Here is an 18,611-nt window from a genome sequence, read left to right on the forward strand (position 1 = left end):
GGAGAGATCATCAAAAACCGCTTTTATACATTTAATTTACAACAAGATAATGTTAGATAAAATAATTCATTTTAGTATCAATAATAAGTTTATTATTGGACTATTCACTCTGGTACTTATAGCTGTAGGGAGCTATTCGCTTTACACGCTCCCGATCGACGCATTACCGGATATTACCAACAATCAGGTACAGATTATCACCAGCTCCCCTACACTTGCCACTCAGGAGGTGGAACAATTCATCACTTATCCAATTGAGCAGTCTGTAAAATCAATTCCCAGAATGGTTGAACTTCGTTCAATCAGTCGCTTCGGACTGAGTGTCGTGACAGTGGTATTTGAGGAAAACGTTGATATCTACTGGGCACGCGCCCAAATTGCCGAAAGAATAAAAGAAGCAGAAAACACAATACCAAAAGGTGTAGGAGTTCCCGAAATGGCTCCCCTTAGTACTGGATTGGGAGAAATTTACCAATACGTGGTATTCCCTAAAAAAGGGTATGAAAACAAATTCAATGCTACTGAATTAAAGACAATTCAGGATTGGATTATCAAGCCCCAGCTTATCGGAACAAAAGGAGTTGCCGAAGTCAACACGCTGGGAGGCGTGCTTAAACAATACGAGATTGCTGTTCAGCCTGACAAGCTCAAAAGCATGAATACCACGATAACGGAAATTTTCGATGCGCTGGAAAACAACAATGAAAATACCGGAGGTGCATATATCGATAAAAAGCCTTATGCCTACTTTATCAGAGGTATCGGTATGGTTAATAATATCGATGACATTAATAAGATCGTAGTGAAAAACCAAAATGGAATTCCTATCCTTATTCGTGATGTCGCCAAGGTTCAGATTGGCGCGGGAATCCGTTATGGAGCTGTTACCAAAGATGGTAAGGGCGAAGAGGTTTCAGGGATGGTAATGATGCTGAAAGGTGAAAACAGCGGTGAGATTGTAAAGATCGTTAAAGAAAGAATGGAGCAGATCAAAAAATCACTCCCTGAAGGCGTAGAAATTGAACCTTTCATGGACAGGACTGTACTGGTAAATAAAGCCATTTCAACTGTCGAAAAAAATCTAATAGAAGGTGCCCTTATTGTAATATTCATCCTGGTACTCCTGCTGGGTAACTGGAGGGCCGGACTTGTCGTAGCTTCTGTTATTCCCCTGGCATTGTTGTTTGCAATCACGATGATGAAACTATTTGGTGTCAGCGGTAATCTGATGAGCCTTGGAGCTATAGATTTTGGTCTTATTGTAGATGGTGCCGTTATCATCGTTGAAGCTATTATTCATCGACTCCAGGTTAGCAATAAAGGCAAGCTGAATACAGCAGAAATGAACGAAGAAGTATATCAGGCCTCTTCTAAAATCAGAAGCAGCGCCGCCTTTGGGGAAATCATCATTCTTATAGTTTATCTGCCGATTCTTGCCCTTGTCGGCATTGAAGGAAAAATGTTTGGACCTATGGCACAAACGGTTTCTTTTGCGATTCTGGGTGCTTTCATACTCTCACTGACCTATGTTCCAATGATGTCTGCACTGGCTCTTAAAAAAGAGACCGGGCATAAGAAAAACATAAGTGACAAAATAATCGATTCCATTTATCGCTTCTACAGTCCTTTATTGGAAAAAGCGCTAAAAGTAAGGGCCGCCGTAATAGGCGTAGCGCTGGCTCTGTTTGTCGTTGCCCTGCTTGTTTTTAATTCACTGGGAGGTGAATTTATTCCACAGCTTGATGAGGGAGATATTGCTACACACCTTATTATCGCATCAGGAAGTTCGCTTACACAGGAAATAGAAGCCACCACAAAGGCAGAAAAAATACTGAGAGCTAAATTTCCTGAAATCAAAATGATCGTTACCAAGATTGGTAGTGCTGAGATACCGACAGATCCGATGCCGATTGAAGCGGGTGATATGATCATTACACTAAAAGATAAAAGTGAATGGACTTCAGCTGAAACCAAAGAGGAATTGATGGAAAAAATGGAAGAGGCCCTTGAGGAGATTCCGGGAGCTTCAACTGAATTTTCACAGCCAATCCAAATGCGATTCAATGAGCTTATGACCGGAGTACGAAGCGATGTTGCTATTAAAATATTTGGCGAAGATATCGACATGCTGGTTAGCAAAGGTGAAGAAGTTGTACAGCTTATAAAAGGCGTGAAAGGCGTTGCAGATGCAAAAGCAGAACGCGTTGCGGGTCTTCCGCAAATTACAATCCGCTACAATAAAGATAAATTAGCCCTTTATGGCCTAAAAATTGGCGACTTGAATAAAGTAGTTCGTATGGGATTTGCCGGTGAAGCCGCAGGCGTTGTATATGAAGGCGAAAAGCGTTTTGACATGGTCGTGAGACTGGACAACGAAAGCCGAAAGGATATTGAAAACTTACGAACACTTTTCATCACACTCCCATCAGGAAGCCAGATTCCCCTTGAGCAGATCGCAGATGTAAATTATGAAGATGGTCCTATGCAGATCTCACGTGAGAACGGAAAGAGAAGAATTGTTGTCGGTTTTAATGTCCGCGGAGGCGATGTGGAAAGTATTGTAAAGGAAATTCAGGCTAAACTTGATGCTAAATTAAAATTGCCGGACGGCTATTATACCACCTACGGAGGGTCTTTTGAGAACCTTATCGATGCCAGCAAGCGTCTTTCTATAGCAGTTCCTATTGCTCTTGGACTAATTTTGATTTTACTTTATTTTACTTTCAATTCTATCAAGCAGTCATTACTGATCTTTACAGCCATACCATTATCGGCAATTGGCGGAATTTTTGCCCTCTGGATTCGTGATATGCCCTTTAGTATATCTGCCGGAGTTGGATTTATAGCGTTATTCGGTGTAGCAGTACTTAATGGTATTGTGCTTATCGGATATTTTAACCAATTAAAAGCGGAGGGCATGCAGGATGTATATGACCGAATTAGAGAAGGAACCAAAGTCAGACTGCGTCCTGTGATCATGACAGCTGCAGTAGCATCACTGGGATTTCTTCCAATGGCCATCAGCACCAATGCTGGTGCAGAAGTGCAAAAACCGCTTGCAACTGTTGTTATTGGAGGACTTATTACTGCAACATTGCTGACACTGATAGTACTTCCCATCCTTTATCTGTATTTTGAAAAAGGTATTGGCAAGATCAAAAATCCTGGAAAAGCGGCTCTTACTGTTTTGGTTTTGGCTCTGTGTTCTATGACAGCAAGTGCCCAGGCACCTGTGCAGTCCATGAATTTGGGAACAGCCCTTGACCTTGGTTTGAAAAATAATAAAAGGATACAGGCATCCCAGCTCGATACACAGGCACAATCGCAATTGCTGCGCTCGGCGTGGGATCTTCCAAAAACCGAATTCCTTGGAACTTTCGGGAAAATCAACTCGCAGGCCAATGACAAAAACATTAGTGTAACACAGGGAATCAGCCCATTTCAGATCGGTGCTCGCAAAAAACTGCTGACAGAATACAGCAACGCAAGCCAGACAAGATTAGGTATTACTAAACAGGAAATAAAATACAGTATTCGCCAATCCTGGAACACAATGCTGTATTTTCAAAAACAAAATCGCATTCTTGAAAAACAGAATGTGATTCTGCAGAAGTTTGTAAAGTCAGCAGCTCTTAAATTCCAGACAGGGGAAACCAACTCTCTGGAAAAATCTATTGCCCTTGCCAAACAGCAGGAACTGGAACAGCGTATTAAGGAAAACAGCACACAGCTCCAGGTTGAAATCTCCAACCTGAAAACCCTTATGGATCTTGACAGCGATTTTATGGCTTCCGATACCACTTTTGTGCAAATACCGTTTGCTGTTGTCGCTGACACTGCCCTTGTGAAACAAAATCCAGGTCTTCAGCTTTCTGAGAATCAGGTAAAAATTGCCCAGGCCAATTATAAAGTTCAAAAGTCTGTGCTACTTCCTGATTTTTCAGCAGGATACTTTATACAATCCATCAGCGGAAGCCAGGATCCTTACAGCACTGCCATAGCAGATAAATCGCTGCAGTTCCAAGGCTTCTCAGTGGGAGTTTCCCTTCCTGTGTTTGCCGGAAGCGGTACCGCCAGATCAAAGGCAGCCAAAACTACCATAGAGGTCGAAAAAAAGAATTCCGAATATCTCTATGCTCAGGTAAAAACTCAATTTGAACAATTGACCAAACAGCTCCAGACCTATCAGTCATTGATTGACTTTTACCAGAACACTGCAATTGCGAATGCTAATTCAATAATCCGAAACGCAACAAAGGGATATCAAAACGGCGATATTTCGTATGTTGAATATGTTCAAAGTATAGAAACAGCTTCCACGATACAATTAAACTATAATGATGCTATCAGCAAATACAATCAGACAGTAATTGCAATTCAGTATTTAATAAATCAATAATTTAAGTTATAATGAAAAAATCAAATATAATATATGCAATAGGCGCTGCTTTAGTAATTGCAATAATCCTTTATTTTACACTTCGCAAAACAGATGCTGAGGTTCCAAAAGAAGAAGCGAAAACCGAAGAAAAGCAGGGTGCGGGAATCAAAGAAGTAGAACTAAATGAAGCTCAGTTTACAGGATCAAAAATAGAGCTTGGAGGCTTTTCCCAGAAAAATCTAAGTGATGTTATCAATGCTAACGGTTATACAAAACTGCCTCCGCAGAATCAGGCAGATGTATCTGTCTTTACAACCGGAATCGTTAAAAGTATATCTGTCATAGAAGGCCAGCACGTGAATAAAGGACAAGTTATTGCCACTATTGAAAGTCCTGAATTCTCCAAAATGCAGGAGGCCTACCTTACTTCTAAAAGCAATTTAGAGTATCTTAAACTGGAATTTGAAAGACAAAAAATCCTGAGCGCTGAGGAAGTTAACTCTAAGAAAGTATTCCAGCAGACCAAATCCAATTATGAAATTGAAAAGGCTAGATTCAGTTCTCTTCAAAGACAGTTATCAACGTTAAACATTAACCCAAATGGACCTGCAACCTCAACTGTGGCTGTAAAAGCGCCCATTTCAGGATTTATAACTGAAATTAATATCAAATTGGGAAGTAATGTTGAAGCGGGAAAACCACTTCTTGGCATTGTAGATAATTCAAAACTGCACGTTGATCTGCTGGTTTACGAAAAAGACCTCCGTAAGGTAAAACCGGGACAGGACGTAAGATTTATACTGACCAATCAGGACAATACTGAAATTAAAGGAAAAATTTTCAGTGTCGGCAAATCTTTTGAAAATGAAACTAAATCTGTTGCAGTTCACGCGGATATCATCAATGAAAAACAGCAGTTAATTCCTGGAATGTATATAAATGCTCTTATTGATATCGGGATAAAGTCCGTGAGTGCACTTCCTTTGGAAGCTATAGTTAAAGCTGACGGGCGTGAATTTATATTTGTTCTTGAAGAGGGACATAAGGAAGAAGACGCCCACGATGACAAGCAGGGGCATGCTCATGATGATGGCGACAAACACGAAGAAAGTGAAGGCAAAACCTACCACTTTCAGCGTATAGAAGTAAAAACAGGAACTTCACAACTGGGATTCATACAAGTAACGCTGCTTCAGAAAATCGATGAAGGTTCTAAAATTGTGACCAAAGGGGCCTATTATATTCAAAGCCATTTATTGAAAAGTGAAGGCGGCGGAGGTCATGACCACTAAATGATAATATTAAAACCTGAGACATTAAAGGAAATCCTGTATTGATTGGTTTGATATTCAGTATATGTACAATTTTATCATACAGGACCACGACCAAAAACCCTCTGCCCATGACGAACAAAAAAATGAGAATGAGACATACACACATTAGCTTATGGATGCCCAATGAATTGTGAAAAGGGAAATATGCAGTCTGCCAGATGAACTCATCAAAGTTAACTAGGAAAACAATGAGGGATATTAACATTAAACATGACCCAAAAAATCACCAGGGGCATAAACATTCGGTTGCTTTGTAACTTGAATTAAATGAACCACTGGCGAAAATCAATCTAAGATACCAGGTACAGCATATAATGTACCTGGTTTTTAAAGGATTGTAAAAATTTTCATAGTTGGGAATAAATTCTTAATTTAGATAGATATGGATATTAACACAGAGCTCGTTATACTTCTTAAACTCTTGGTTTCCTTAGTTTTAGGATTCTTCATAGGCTTGGACAGGGAAAGGCACGGCCATGATGCCGGAGTAAGGACCTACGCAGCGGTATCAATTGGTGCAACGCTGTTTACTTCCATTACAGTACATCTCGCATCTGACCCAGCTGCAGCATCAAGGGTGATTGCCAATATTATAACAGGGGTGGGTTTTCTCGGCGCGGGAATTATCTACCGGAACAACCACGGGGGATCTTCACATGGCCTTACAACGGCCGCTACGGTCTGGTGTACATCGGCAGTCGGAGTCGCAGTGGGGCTCAACATGTATATAATTGCCGTGGCAAGTTCTGGCGCCTTGTATTTTTTACTGTCGCTTCATCACCAGAAATGGTATATCAGGTGGAAAAAAAAGATAAAATATGACCATACAGGTCATAAGGATTTATAAATCATTTGAGATCATTGGTCCGGCCTGCGTGATAACCAATTTAACTCAAAACCTAAAAATCTGATAATATGCTAGTTAAAAACAACAAAAATTCCATACTGTTTTTTATTAAATCGATCTGGCTTGATATCGCCGCTGTCATGGCTTATGCTTTGGTAATAGGTACACTAGATCATAATACCATACTGCGGGAAATTGCAATACCTCTTCCCATAACCAGTATTATGGGTACTATTGTGGGATTACTTCTGGCTTTTCGTACCGCACAGTCATATGACCGCTGGTGGGAAGCAAGAAAAGTATGGGGAGAAATTGTCAATGATTCCCGGACACTCATTAGACAGGTCAAGCAATTTATGCCTGAATCTGAAAATGACTTAAAAGAATTTGCCCAAAGACAGGTTATCTGGTGTTTTGCCTTATCGGAAAGCCTGAGAAAAATTCCATTCTCCCAGCGTGTTGTGTCTTATCTTGAGCAGCACAATATAATGGCAAATAATGTTCCTGCCGAACTTTTGAACAGGCACGCCGACCAGCTGGCAATGATATCAAAAAATTTCAGCATAAATGACAATAAGCAGGTGCAGATCGATACTACCATTGCGCGCCTGAATGATGCTATGGGAAAATGCGAAAGGATTAAAAACACAGTGTTTCCAAAATCCTACAGCCTGCTGATTCACTTTCTGATTTACCTTCTCACCTCTATTCTTCCCTTTGGACTTGAAGACAGTTTTCCCGCACTTGAAATTGTCCTTACTCTTGTGATATCCTCAATGCTCATAGCTGTGGAAAAAACAGCCATAATTATGCAGGACCCATTTGAGAACAGTCCTACGGACATACCTATGACAGCACTCTGCGCGGTTATAGAAAACAATATAAAGGAAATCTGCAGCGATACAGCCGTACCGCCAGTTCAAATAAACTCCTACTACTACATTAACTAGTTATATGATAACCGCGCGGTATTTTGTAATACTGCAATAAAAACTATATTATGATTGAAAAGAAACAAAATACAGATACTCCAAATGGAACTCCTGCCGGAGATCCAAAAGAAAACGAAAAAGTAACGGCTGTCCAGCAGGAAGAAATGCACTCGGATGATGACGGTCACAACCACGGAGCAGAAGATACTGATTCAGGATGGAAAAGCCACTGGCAGCTTCTGCTTGCCATAGTTATACTTGTGGTAATGCTAGTACTTGAATTCGGGTTTGAGTTGGTCCCGGCCTTTCCGGCTGACCTTATAATATTTACCGCAGCATATCTCCTTGCAGGTTACAACGTTTTATATATGGCTTACAGAAAGGCCAAAAGATTCGACTTTTTTAATGAATTTTTCTTAATGAGCGTTGCCACTATCGGTGCTTTTGCCATTGGATCCTATAGCGAGGGTGTTGCAGTGATGGCATTTTATTCCATAGGGGAATGGTTTCAGGACGCAGCGGTCAACCGCGCGAAAAGAAGCATTAAGGCGCTTTTGGACATCAGGCCCGATCAAGTTGCCGTGCAGCGGGACGGCAACTTTGTGGTTGTCGATCCAAAAGAAGTAAAACCTGGTGAAATCATTCAGATAAAACCCGGTGAGAAAGTAGCCCTGGACGGCGAATTGATTTCCGAAAAGGCTTCCTTTAATACAGCAGCCCTGACTGGGGAAAGCAAGCCTGATACAAAAAATAAAGGAGAGCAGATTTACGCCGGAATGATTAATCTAAATACGGTTGCCGAAGTAAAGGTGACTTCGCTTTTTCAGGACAGCAAGCTTAGCAAAATCCTTGAAATGGTTCAGGATGCCACCTCTCGTAAATCACAGACACAGCTCTTTATAAGCAGATTTGCAAAAGTATACACACCTATTGTTTTTGTCCTTGCTGTCGCAGTCTGTTTTGCTCCTTACCTCTTTGTAGACCCTTACGAGTTTAATGTCTGGTTCTACAGGGCTTTGGTATTTCTTGTGATCAGCTGCCCTTGTGCCCTTGTGGTTTCAATACCTTTGGGTTATTTTGGCGGAATAGGACTTGCCTCCCGAAATGGTATTTTATTTAAAGGTTCAAACTTCCTTGACGTGATGACTGAAATCAATGTAGTGGTCATGGATAAAACCGGAACGCTCACCGAAGGTATCTTTAAAGTACAGGAAATCAATACAAAAGAGATAGAAAAAGATGAACTCCTTAAATATGCGGCTGCTATCGAAAGCCAGTCCACCCATCCTATCGGGCTTGCAGTTGTAGAACATGCTGGCAAAGACACTATTAAAGGCGTAAAGATTTCCAATGTAGAGGAAATTTCCGGTCATGGTCTTAAAGGGACTATTGATGGAAAAGAAGTACTTGCCGGAAATACCAAGCTGATGAAAAAATTTAACATCGAATATCCGTCTGAGGTCGATGCTATTGTCTATACTATTGTAGTGCTTGCCATTGACCAACAGTACAAGGGGCACATTACAATTGCAGATAAAATAAAGGAAGATGCCCCAAAAGCGATCAAAGATCTTCATGATTTAAAAATACAAACCGTAATGCTTTCCGGAGACAAACAGACCGTTGTGGATGAAGTTTCCAAAAATCTTGGAATAGACAATGCTTATGGGGATTTACTCCCGGAAGGAAAAGTGGAGAAAGTAACGGCACTGAAAAATGAAGGGAAGAAAATTGCCTTTGTCGGTGATGGTGTAAATGATGCTCCCGTTGTGGCTCTGGCAGATGCAGGCATAGCTATGGGAGGACTTGGTAGTGATGCCACAATTGAAACAGCAGATATCGTGATACAAAACGACCAGCCCTCTAAAATTGTTACTGCCATTAAAATTGGAAAACTAACTAAGAAAATTGTGTGGCAGAATATAATCCTTGCAATGGTGGTTAAAGTAATAGTTCTGGCATTAGGTGCCGGAGGTGTGGCTACGCTTTGGGAAGCGGTAATCGCTGATGTCGGGGTATCTCTTATAGCTATCTTAAACGCTGTCAGGATACAGCGGTTAAAAATGTAATAACAATAACCGGCGGAACATTACTGGTATTTACAAAATTAAAGCAGCTGGAAAATCATTATTATTTACGCAAAAAGATAGTATTTACATTTTATAAACAGGGAGCAGACATCATCGAATAAAGATGGCTGCTCCCTGTTTACTTTACAGTTTCTTGAGACAGCAGATTAGAAATTCCCGCTGAAATTGACTAAGATTATTAGTTTTCTTATGTTCTATCGCTCCACTTTTAATCTAACCAAAGGTTATTTTTGAATCAGCCCGGCAATTATATTGATGCTGAGAGCTAAAATGATGGTATTAAAAAAGAAGGAGAGCAATCCATGCAGCAGTGCAATCCTTCGTATATGGCGGGCTGTAATATTTACGTCTGACACCTGAAAGGTAGTTCCAAGCACAAATGAAAAATAACAAAAATCCAGATAGTCAGGAGTACTTTCATCAGGAAAATCAAGACCCCCGAATACCTGCCTGCCTTCTTTTTCCTCCCCTACTGCATAATAAAGGTGCGCATATTTAAAAGTAAAAGTGGTGTGTACTAGCCACCATGCAAATATGGCTGAGAAGATCGTCAATAAAATATGGATCGTCAGTTCGGCGCCTTTCATCTCTGCTGAAGTTTTATAAAATAAAATTATGGCAATCATGCTGACCAGTGAGGCCAGTAAAATTAAAATCATAATTAGAGATCGGCCCGAATCCTGCTTTTCAGCTATTTTGTGAAGTTCTTTAGGATGACATTTAAAAATGGTCATCCAGGATAAAAACAGAAACATACCTGAGAACGCCAGCCAGGAAGCCATCCAGTGTATAGACGCTTTTTGAAGATCTCCCAGAATAAAAAAAACGCCAATTCCTGTGCCTATTGAAATATACAGCCGTATATGGCTGTCAACTTTCGAAATCCAGTTCTTTCTTACTTTCAAAACATATTTTTTTATGATATCTAAGGTACGTGAAAATAAATAATCAAATTGATCTTTTTTTGAATCGCCAAAATAATAGGTAATAATCACTTTAACTATTGCATTTCTAATTTAATAATTTTTGTCTGCTGTATATTACAGAAAAATAGTATAGCATAAAAAAAACACTGCACGTCCGTAAATTATATAACAGACTAACCCGGTAATGCCCTAATTTTGCCCTTTACAATACGGAGTACAAAACAGCCTAAAACAATAACAGCACAGCAACAACTGAGCCTGTTATGAAGATTTTCAAAAATGAAGAAATTCGAAATTAAAAACACCGGACCCGGCCAATGGCTGGCGAACCCATAACGAGGCGCCAAAACTCACCTGCGTCTTTGAGGATAAAAAGTTTTATTTCCAAAGGACCATCACGGGGCTTTCTAATCCGGAAGGCGACCCTAAAGAAGTGCAGCTCTTAAAGCGAATGAAAAAATGGCTAAAGCAGTACCATAAGCAAAAAATAAACGGATAACCCCGGCGCATTAAAATTTTCCTAATTGAATCTGACCCCATGTTCATTAACATTTTAATATGTTGTAATCCATAATTTCAGAACTAATTTTCTAAGAACTCACTGTCACTTAAAGTTTTCATAAACGCAATAAGATTATTTTTTTCCTCTTCGGTGAGCGGAATTCGTTTACCATTATTTTTAAAAATCGGATCCAGGTTCCCAGCATCCAAAACCCCATTGTCAAAATAGTTTATAACCGATTCTAAATCAGCAAACTGTCCAAAACTTCCATAAGGAGCCGTGTATTCAATGTTTCTTAAAGTAGGAATACGAAAACTCATAAAATCAGAAGGAATGCCTGTTACCCTGCCACGCCCAGCTTCATTGGTATCCTTATTTATTGGAAATCCAATATTTCTAAAGCTCTGATCGGTAAACAATTCTCCTGCATGACAGCTGGCGCATTTTTGCTGAAAGGTTTGATAACCCTGCAGTTCGCTTGCTGTAAAAGAGACTTCATTTCGTTTTACTTTATCATATTTGCTATTGGCAGAAATTAAAGTATACTCAAACTGCGCAATACTTTTAAAGATTCTGTCTGGCGTAATGTTCTCATCTCCAAATGCTTTTTTGAACAAATCTTTGTAAACCGCATCATCTTTAATTTTACCAATAACTTCCAAAATAGACGAATCCATTTCTTCATGGGTTATAATAGGAACCAGCGGCTGATTTTCTAATTGGAGCTTACTTCCATCCCAATTGTAAAACTTCATAAAAGCTAAATTTTGAATGGATGGCGTATTACGAAGTCCGATTCTGCCTTGAATTCCGATGGCTTGTGCATGCCCGTCTGCAAAAGCATTTTCCTGAATATGACAGGTGGAGCAGGAAATGGTATTATCTGCACTAAACCTTTTTCAGAAAAAAGTTTCTTGCCTAATTCCACACCATATTTAGTAGGCTTATTTTGACTCACAAAAGTATTCAGCTCTGGAAACCCCGATGGAATATTTAGTGAGATTTCTGGATTATCAATAGAAATCATATCAGAGTCATCATTGCTGCAAGATGCTGCCAATAATGAAAGCAATAGGATACCGATTATTTTTTTCATTATAAATGAGTTTAAAAACAGAACCGTCTAACTTGTAAAAATTCAGACGGTTTTGAAATGTAATTTTAGTTTTCTACGCTTGTAACAGAAAACATTCCCGAGATATCACTTGATCCGTTTCCTCCCAAATTATCAACAAACTTTACCATTTGTGCGGCAGTGTGAATATTTGGCGTTGCATTGTCATCCATCCCTGTTCCTGTAGACAATGTAATTGTATTTGTTTTTCCGCTTAACAATTTATCAAAATCTGCCTTAATTTTGATTTTTGGCGCCTGGCTTCCAACAACTGCATTAGCAGTAAGATTTAAGGTAATATCCCTGTAAGCATTTACGCCCTGGGTATAGTTTGGAGCAGTTCCTGCAACTGTGCTTCCGGTATGAATTGACATTGTTTTATTATCAGTATCATAAAAGCCTTCTACTTTTGTAAAACGGTAGCCGCTTCCCCATTCCCACATCATTTCTGTGTCGTTAGCTCCCGCCGCCGCATAGAAATTAGGAAATCTAACCTGATCTAAAGCATTTTGCTCTGGTTTAATCCCTAAACCAAATTTAATCTGCTTGTAAGTCCCAGAAGGTATATTACTTAAAACATAACTTAATGAAGCCGTTTTGGCCTGATCGATTACGGTCGCTCCTTTATCCAGATCATTTACGTTGTATGGAACTTCGTCTCCATTGTCTTTTACAAGACGAATGTTGCTGATTACATATTTAAGCTCCGAGAAATGATGTACTTGTCCTGTCGCAGAAGTATTTGCCGATGCTGATGTTGAAGCTGCATTACCCAGCACAATAGTGGTATTTTTGAAAGTATTATTGAATTCCAGTGTTACATTATTTGCCACAGGATTGTCATCATCACTTGAACACGATACGAATGCCAAAGAGACTATTGATAATAAAAGGTATTTTTTTAAATTTTGCATTTCTTTTGATTTAATTTTTGTAATTCTACTTACTTAATTTATGCGGGATAACCAATAATTAAATAGGCGGGGGTACAAAAATCTCAAGGTATGGCTCTAGCAGTTCCAGTTCCTTATAAATTAATACTTTATTAGAATTCATAACCTTTACAACACGAATTGTAAAATCAAAATTTGAAAGCAATGCGATGTCAATCTTTTTGCCAATACTGGTAAGCTCCAAATCGACAGGATCTGATTTTTCTAATTCTTTCTTTAGATGACATTTACCATGACACTGCATTTCTGGCTTTGCCTTGTTTACACAAAATTCCTGTTCAATATTTTTCTGATTGAGTTTAAAGTGCACAATAATCAATCCCTGCTGAAAAGAAACCAGCAGAAACAACATTGTCATTGTGAAACTAAAAACTTTTTTCATTTTTATTAGAAGTTGAATTTTAAAGACGTGAAAATATTACGTCCCATTCTGGGAATATTTCCCCAGTCGGCATAAGTGCTGTAATATTCGTTTAATAAATTCTCTGCCCCGACTTGCACAACAGTTTTTATTTTATTGATTTTGAAACTATAATTTGCAGAAATATTCCAGATTGTATAGGCTGAAGTTAAATCTTCTCCATATTCCGGGCTGTAATTAATCTGTTCAAAATCACCATTTACAGAAGTCTGTATTCCGAAATTTTTATGCATAAAATGAAGCGAAGTCTGATAACTAAGTGGACGAATAAAAGGCAGATTCCCTCCTTTATCATCCATGCCGCGTGCGTATGTAAGTGTTCCTTTCCAATGTAAATGCGGCAAAATATCATAACTTGCATTCATCGACATATTTAAAAGTGTGGCATAATCTAGTGAAGTATACCCTTTTACACCAACAGATTGATAGTTCATCGGACTTCCCATACTTAAAACTCTTCCAATGATATAATTCTCAATGTAGAAGTAATTAATTTTTCCCTGAATACTTAATCTCTCGTTTTTAAAACCTGCGCTTGCATTTCCTTCATACGAAATTTCATTTTTCAAATTCGGATTTCCGATATAATCGTAACGATCAAAACTATTGTAGATATAATATCCGTAACCTTCAGAAACCGAAGGTGCTCTGTGTCCGTAACCCGTTCCAATAGAGAAATTAAAATGATCAATATCCAGATTATAACCTGCGTGAAGACTCGGTAAAAATCTTGTTTGTTCCTGCGGTGCGCCGGGATGAAAAATCCAATTGAATTCTACGTATTTCGAGTAATTGTAATTTACCCCCAAAGAACCTCCTAAATTCACCTGACTTTTATCTGAAAGATCCCAGGAATTATTCATAGATAATCCTGCATAACGAGTCGTAACCCACGGCCAGCTGTAAGCAAACATGGTTCTATTGCTTCGATCCTGGGGATACATTCTCATTTCTGCAATCGACAAATTATCGTAAGCATTCAACTGTATTTCAGACGAATAATTATTTCTTTTTGCATTTGCTTTAGAAACCAATCCGTAAGTTGTACTCCAGCCCGGCATATCCATATGAACTAGGTTTTCAGGACGGGTCGTATCATCCATATAATGCTCAATTGCATTAAAATATATTTTTGTATCGACAACTTTTATTAATCCTTCTTCAAATAATTGTTTATAAGAAGCCGATGTAATCAGCGCGCGTGAAAGCGATAGATCCATTGGTAATGCAGGATAGCCGACATCTTTTGCCATATCAAAAATAGCATCGAGTCTTACCGCCGATAAATCACTTGTTTTATAAGCGAAACCTAATGAAGTGTTGAACTTTTTATATTGTGAATGTCTTACTAGGTCATTATTTCCATCATAATAATCGTCTGCTTTTCGATAGGAAATACTTCCATCGGCTACAAATTTTTCGCCCGAATAAGAGACATTTCCAAGATTAAAAAACTGTTTATTATTAAATTCAAATCCAGTTTGGTAGGCACCGTTCCATTTTTTAGCGAGACCAAACGGCGTGCTTTTTCTTTTTAAATCGATACTTCCCGCGACAGTTGCACCGTGAAGACTTCCTTCCTGCCCCGACTTTATATCAATTGTCGAAAGATTATTGCTTTCTACATAAGACGTTATCGGATCCATTTTATCGGTACAGGCACCAAAAACGTGCATTCCGTCAATGGTAACCGTAGAGCGTTCGCTGCTCATATTATTTAGCAGTGGTTCCCAAGCATAAGCGCCACGTTTTATGAAACTGATATTATCTGATGATGACAAAAATTCATCAACTGAAACAGCCATTTTCATTTCGGTTTCTATTTTCTTTTTGGCTGCGCTCTTTACTTGTACTTCTTCTAAATTTTTAATGCTGTCTTGATGTGCATGTGTGTTTTGAGCTGTTACTGACAATCCCAAAAAAAGTAACATTATTATATATTTCATGTTTTTAGAATAATGTATCAATATAAAGTTCACTTTTTACACCTTCAACTCCCGGCGTAAAATCTGTTGGAACTACAGTTCCTTTGATAATCAGTCCATTTTGATTCATCATAATTAAATTCAATGTCCAGTTTCCTGTCATGGTATAATTGACAACTCCGTGGTACAAACCATCATTTTGCTGCGTCAGATCCTGATTGTTTGGCGAAGAGTGATTTCCCATTGATGGTTCAGGCATTCTTGGATCTAATTTTAAAGTGTAACCGCTTACTTCTGAATAAGAAAATTGAGAAGCATCCGGAAAAGTTCCCGCTGCATTGGCTGGTTTATTATATTTATAAATACCTGCAGTTAATTTATTTTCTGAAACGGTTGGTTTTTGGGGGGCAACTAACGCAATACTATATTGTTGGTTATCTTTTCCTGTAAAAGTTGTCATGTTGAGATTTTTGTTGCTCTGTTTAGCCACAGACACATCTTTATTAATCTCATATTTCTGATTATCAGCGGTAAAACTTACATATAATTTCCAGCTGTCTGGTGTAACACTCTCACTAGTAAATACGGAATATCCAGCGAAATATTTATTGACCGCATCGTATTGAAGATTATACTGGTGCGGACAGGAAGTTTTGCTTCCATCAGCGGCAGTCATAATGGGTAAAAAAGTTACTTCCGATGTACTTATGTTCTGACTGGTCTGTGTATTAGTAATTTTTAAATGAAGCTCATTATAACCTTTATAAAAAGTACCGTTTAAAGCTTCAATACTGATTTTATAGTTACCGCTTGTAAAGGAAACGGTTTCTCTAAACTCATAATATTCAGAAACTTCAGAGCCTATTTCGGCTTCGTAATCTGTTTTATCAATTGTGCAGGAGGTAATCACACTAAATAATGCAATGACTAGAAATTTAAAAGATTTCATTGGTAATGAATGTTAGAAAACTGTTTAAAATACAGCGCAAAACGACTAGATTTAGAAAATAAAAACAAGCCAAAGTGCTGCGAAATTTGAGTATGTTTAATTGAAAATACAGTTAAAGTATATTTTCAAAACAGTAATTCGATCAACAGTTTCTGTAGTAAAAAAGATAGTATGAATAAAAACAGCTTTTTTCTATAAGCTCAATTCTTGTAATAAATTCATATATAGTAATATGAAAATACGTGACACTCTTTTGAATTATTGGATACTTACAATGAAATCAACTTTTTAAAATTGAAACTGAAATATTGATCTATACCAACCAGAGCGGAGGGTGAAAAGTAAGATTAGAAGCCTTTATAGGTTTCTTTTCAAATAAAATAAAAGTATTTTCTTTTGAATCAATAAAAGGAACAATATCAAAGTTTACTTCAGAAGCACTTTGAACATAAACAAGCTCTAATTTATCTTTTAGGCTGTCCTGCATTTTTCTTTCGTTATCAGAATATTTTTTGATACTTTTTTGCAGTTCACAACGACCATTACAGCTGTTGAATGCTAATTTACGCTGTACACAAATAGTTTTGGCTATCTCTTTCTGATTGAGTTTGAATGAAGCATATACAAACAGGCTCCCAAATGATGGGGATAAAATTAAAATAGAAAGTACTATGATGATTAATCTTTTCAACTGCTTGTTATGTATTTAAGCAATATAAAAAACTTATTTTTTTTTTCACTCAGATCAAATTATCTAAAGATTTGATTAAATGGATGAACCTAACATAGTTTAGACTGTATTAATAAATATAAGAAGATCAATACAAGGTATCTGATTATTTGATTTGTATAGCCTCTTACTTTGTAAAAAAAACTAAAAATTTACTAAAGACTCTCTCTCTCTCTCTCTCTCTCTCTCTCTCTCTCTCTCTCTCTCTCTCTCTTTCTTCCTTTTTTGAGTATTATTGTGAAATTTATGTTTGATAAAGAGCCAAGTGCAAATGGAAAATATTTTTTAGAAAATTAAGGGTCAGTCTTATGGCACAACTATTGCACTATTAAGTTAAACATAAAATATGATAAAGATGCACAATAGACTTAATTGCTGGAAATGTGTTGTAATGCTTACTGGATTAATGGGCTTTGTTACTGTTTTTTCACTATAAATTTTTAACACAGGAATAGAGTTGCAAATCCGTAGTTTGCAACTCTTATTTGTGAATGGTAAATTATTAATTTCACTTTTTAAGTTTTATTTAGATTTCCTCGGCCATAAAACCAATGCCCCTGACGGTTCTCAGCCTTTTATCATCTGCAGTAACACGAAGCTTTTTTCTAATGCTACTCATAAAAACATCAATAATACTTGTGTCGTATTCATAATCTATACCCCATACTTCCCGTATAATGTCGACTCGGGAACATACTTCCCCTTTATTCCGCACAAGATAAGCCAGCAGCAGAAATTCTTTACGTGTCAGCAGTACCTCCCTGTTGGCTTTTAACACTTTACAGCTGCTCATTTTTATAGTGATATCAGAGAGTGAATATTCCCGCTCTGATTTTTTTTGCCCTTTTTTTTCATAGACCATAATCCTTGATAGCAGTTCGCCGCGGGTAAACGGCTTTTTTATATAATCATTGGCACCGCACTCCAGACCTATAATGGTATCTTCAAGGTAGTCCTTTGCTGTGAGAAAAATTATAGGTGTATGGATATCAGATACTCGTATTGCCTGGCACACTTCCATGCCTGAAGCTGATGGCAGTATCCAGCTTAGCAGTATAACGTCATAGTTTCTTGTTGTTGCCCGAAGAACTCCTTCCTGACCGTCTTCGGCAGTATGGACAAAATGTCCTTCGTCCTCAAGCCCAAGACGCAGAAAATTTACATTTTTTGGCTGGTTATCAATTATGAGAATATTCATTATCAAGTAGTTAATTACTGGTTAGGGATTTGATGAGAATCCTATATAATAAGGTTAATTTTGAAAGTCAGATTAACTGGAAATGCAATTAATCTGCTTATATAAAAATCTAAGCGCAGCCTTTTAATTTGAATTCATTTTAATTACTACTATAATAAAATTGTACAGGCGGAAAACAGAAAACAAAATGTCCCTGCCGTACGTCAATAGAAAATTGCAGCATTAATATCATACTGTAACTTTGATCAATGCCTTGTGGGGCACCGAGAAAAAAAATGGAAAGTTTTTTTGGCTATGCTTCAGCGCTGC

General features: G+C 38.0%; 12 protein-coding genes and 1 pseudogene. 5 read left to right on the forward strand and 8 right to left on the reverse strand.

Features of this window, described 5'->3' with window-relative positions; translation table 11 throughout:
- The first annotated feature begins 49 nt into the window (after positions 1-49).
- The 5 genes from ASF10_RS13215 to ASF10_RS13235 all read left to right on the forward strand — a co-directional run bounded on the left by ASF10_RS13215 (position 50) and on the right by ASF10_RS13235 (position 9,563).
- Positions 50-4,399, forward strand: coding sequence for a CusA/CzcA family heavy metal efflux RND transporter (locus ASF10_RS13215; protein ID WP_056249995.1), 4,350 nt, complete (start codon positions 50-52; stop codon positions 4,397-4,399).
- An 11-nt stretch (positions 4,400-4,410) separates the two neighbouring features.
- On the forward strand, positions 4,411-5,673 hold the full coding sequence (locus ASF10_RS13220; RefSeq protein ID WP_056249997.1) for an efflux RND transporter periplasmic adaptor subunit: 1,263 nt from the start codon (positions 4,411-4,413) through the stop codon (positions 5,671-5,673).
- A gap of 424 nt (positions 5,674-6,097) precedes the next feature.
- Positions 6,098-6,562 (forward strand): MgtC/SapB family protein, encoded by a 465-nt coding sequence (locus ASF10_RS13225; RefSeq protein ID WP_056249999.1) that lies wholly within the window; start codon positions 6,098-6,100, stop codon positions 6,560-6,562.
- 68 nt (positions 6,563-6,630) lie between these two features.
- Positions 6,631-7,512, forward strand: a complete 882-nt coding sequence (locus tag ASF10_RS13230; protein WP_056250001.1) for a bestrophin family protein — start codon at positions 6,631-6,633, stop codon at positions 7,510-7,512.
- 146 nt (positions 7,513-7,658) lie between these two features.
- Positions 7,659-9,563, forward strand: coding sequence for a heavy metal translocating P-type ATPase (locus ASF10_RS13235; protein WP_230040942.1), 1,905 nt, complete (start codon positions 7,659-7,661; stop codon positions 9,561-9,563).
- Positions 9,564-9,808: 245 nt separating this feature from the next.
- On the opposite strand, the gene ASF10_RS13240 is transcribed toward ASF10_RS13235, so the two are convergent.
- The 8 genes and pseudogenes from ASF10_RS13240 to ASF10_RS13275 all read right to left on the reverse strand — a co-directional run bounded on the left by ASF10_RS13240 (position 9,809) and on the right by ASF10_RS13275 (position 18,302).
- Complete coding sequence (locus tag ASF10_RS13240) at positions 9,809-10,489, reverse strand: DUF1345 domain-containing protein (RefSeq protein WP_082472444.1); 681 nt, start codon at positions 10,487-10,489, stop codon at positions 9,809-9,811.
- 603 nt (positions 10,490-11,092) lie between these two features.
- A pseudogene (locus ASF10_RS13245) lies at positions 11,093-12,108 on the reverse strand (cytochrome-c peroxidase).
- 65 nt (positions 12,109-12,173) lie between these two features.
- Positions 12,174-13,040, reverse strand: a complete 867-nt coding sequence (locus tag ASF10_RS13250; protein ID WP_056250005.1) for an MbnP family protein — start codon at positions 13,038-13,040, stop codon at positions 12,174-12,176.
- Positions 13,041-13,098: 58 nt separating this feature from the next.
- Positions 13,099-13,461 (reverse strand): hypothetical protein, encoded by a 363-nt coding sequence (locus ASF10_RS13255; RefSeq protein WP_056250006.1) that lies wholly within the window; start codon positions 13,459-13,461, stop codon positions 13,099-13,101.
- A gap of 5 nt (positions 13,462-13,466) precedes the next feature.
- On the reverse strand, positions 13,467-15,446 hold the full coding sequence (locus ASF10_RS13260; protein WP_056250007.1) for a TonB-dependent receptor plug domain-containing protein: 1,980 nt from the start codon (positions 15,444-15,446) through the stop codon (positions 13,467-13,469).
- A 4-nt stretch (positions 15,447-15,450) separates the two neighbouring features.
- The gene (locus tag ASF10_RS13265; RefSeq protein WP_056250008.1) at positions 15,451-16,374 is read right to left on the reverse strand and encodes a hypothetical protein; all 924 of its coding nucleotides are present in this window, start codon (positions 16,372-16,374) and stop codon (positions 15,451-15,453) included.
- A gap of 313 nt (positions 16,375-16,687) precedes the next feature.
- Positions 16,688-17,065 (reverse strand): hypothetical protein, encoded by a 378-nt coding sequence (locus ASF10_RS13270; protein ID WP_230039713.1) that lies wholly within the window; start codon positions 17,063-17,065, stop codon positions 16,688-16,690.
- A 565-nt stretch (positions 17,066-17,630) separates the two neighbouring features.
- Positions 17,631-18,302 carry a response regulator transcription factor gene (locus ASF10_RS13275; protein WP_056250011.1) on the reverse strand — a complete coding sequence of 224 codons (672 nt, stop codon included), beginning with the start codon at positions 18,300-18,302 and terminating at the stop codon, positions 17,631-17,633.
- Positions 18,303-18,611 lie beyond the last annotated feature (309 nt).

This window comes from Flavobacterium sp. Leaf82 (assembly GCF_001422725.1).
Taxonomy (GTDB): Bacteria; Bacteroidota; Bacteroidia; order Flavobacteriales; family Flavobacteriaceae; genus Flavobacterium.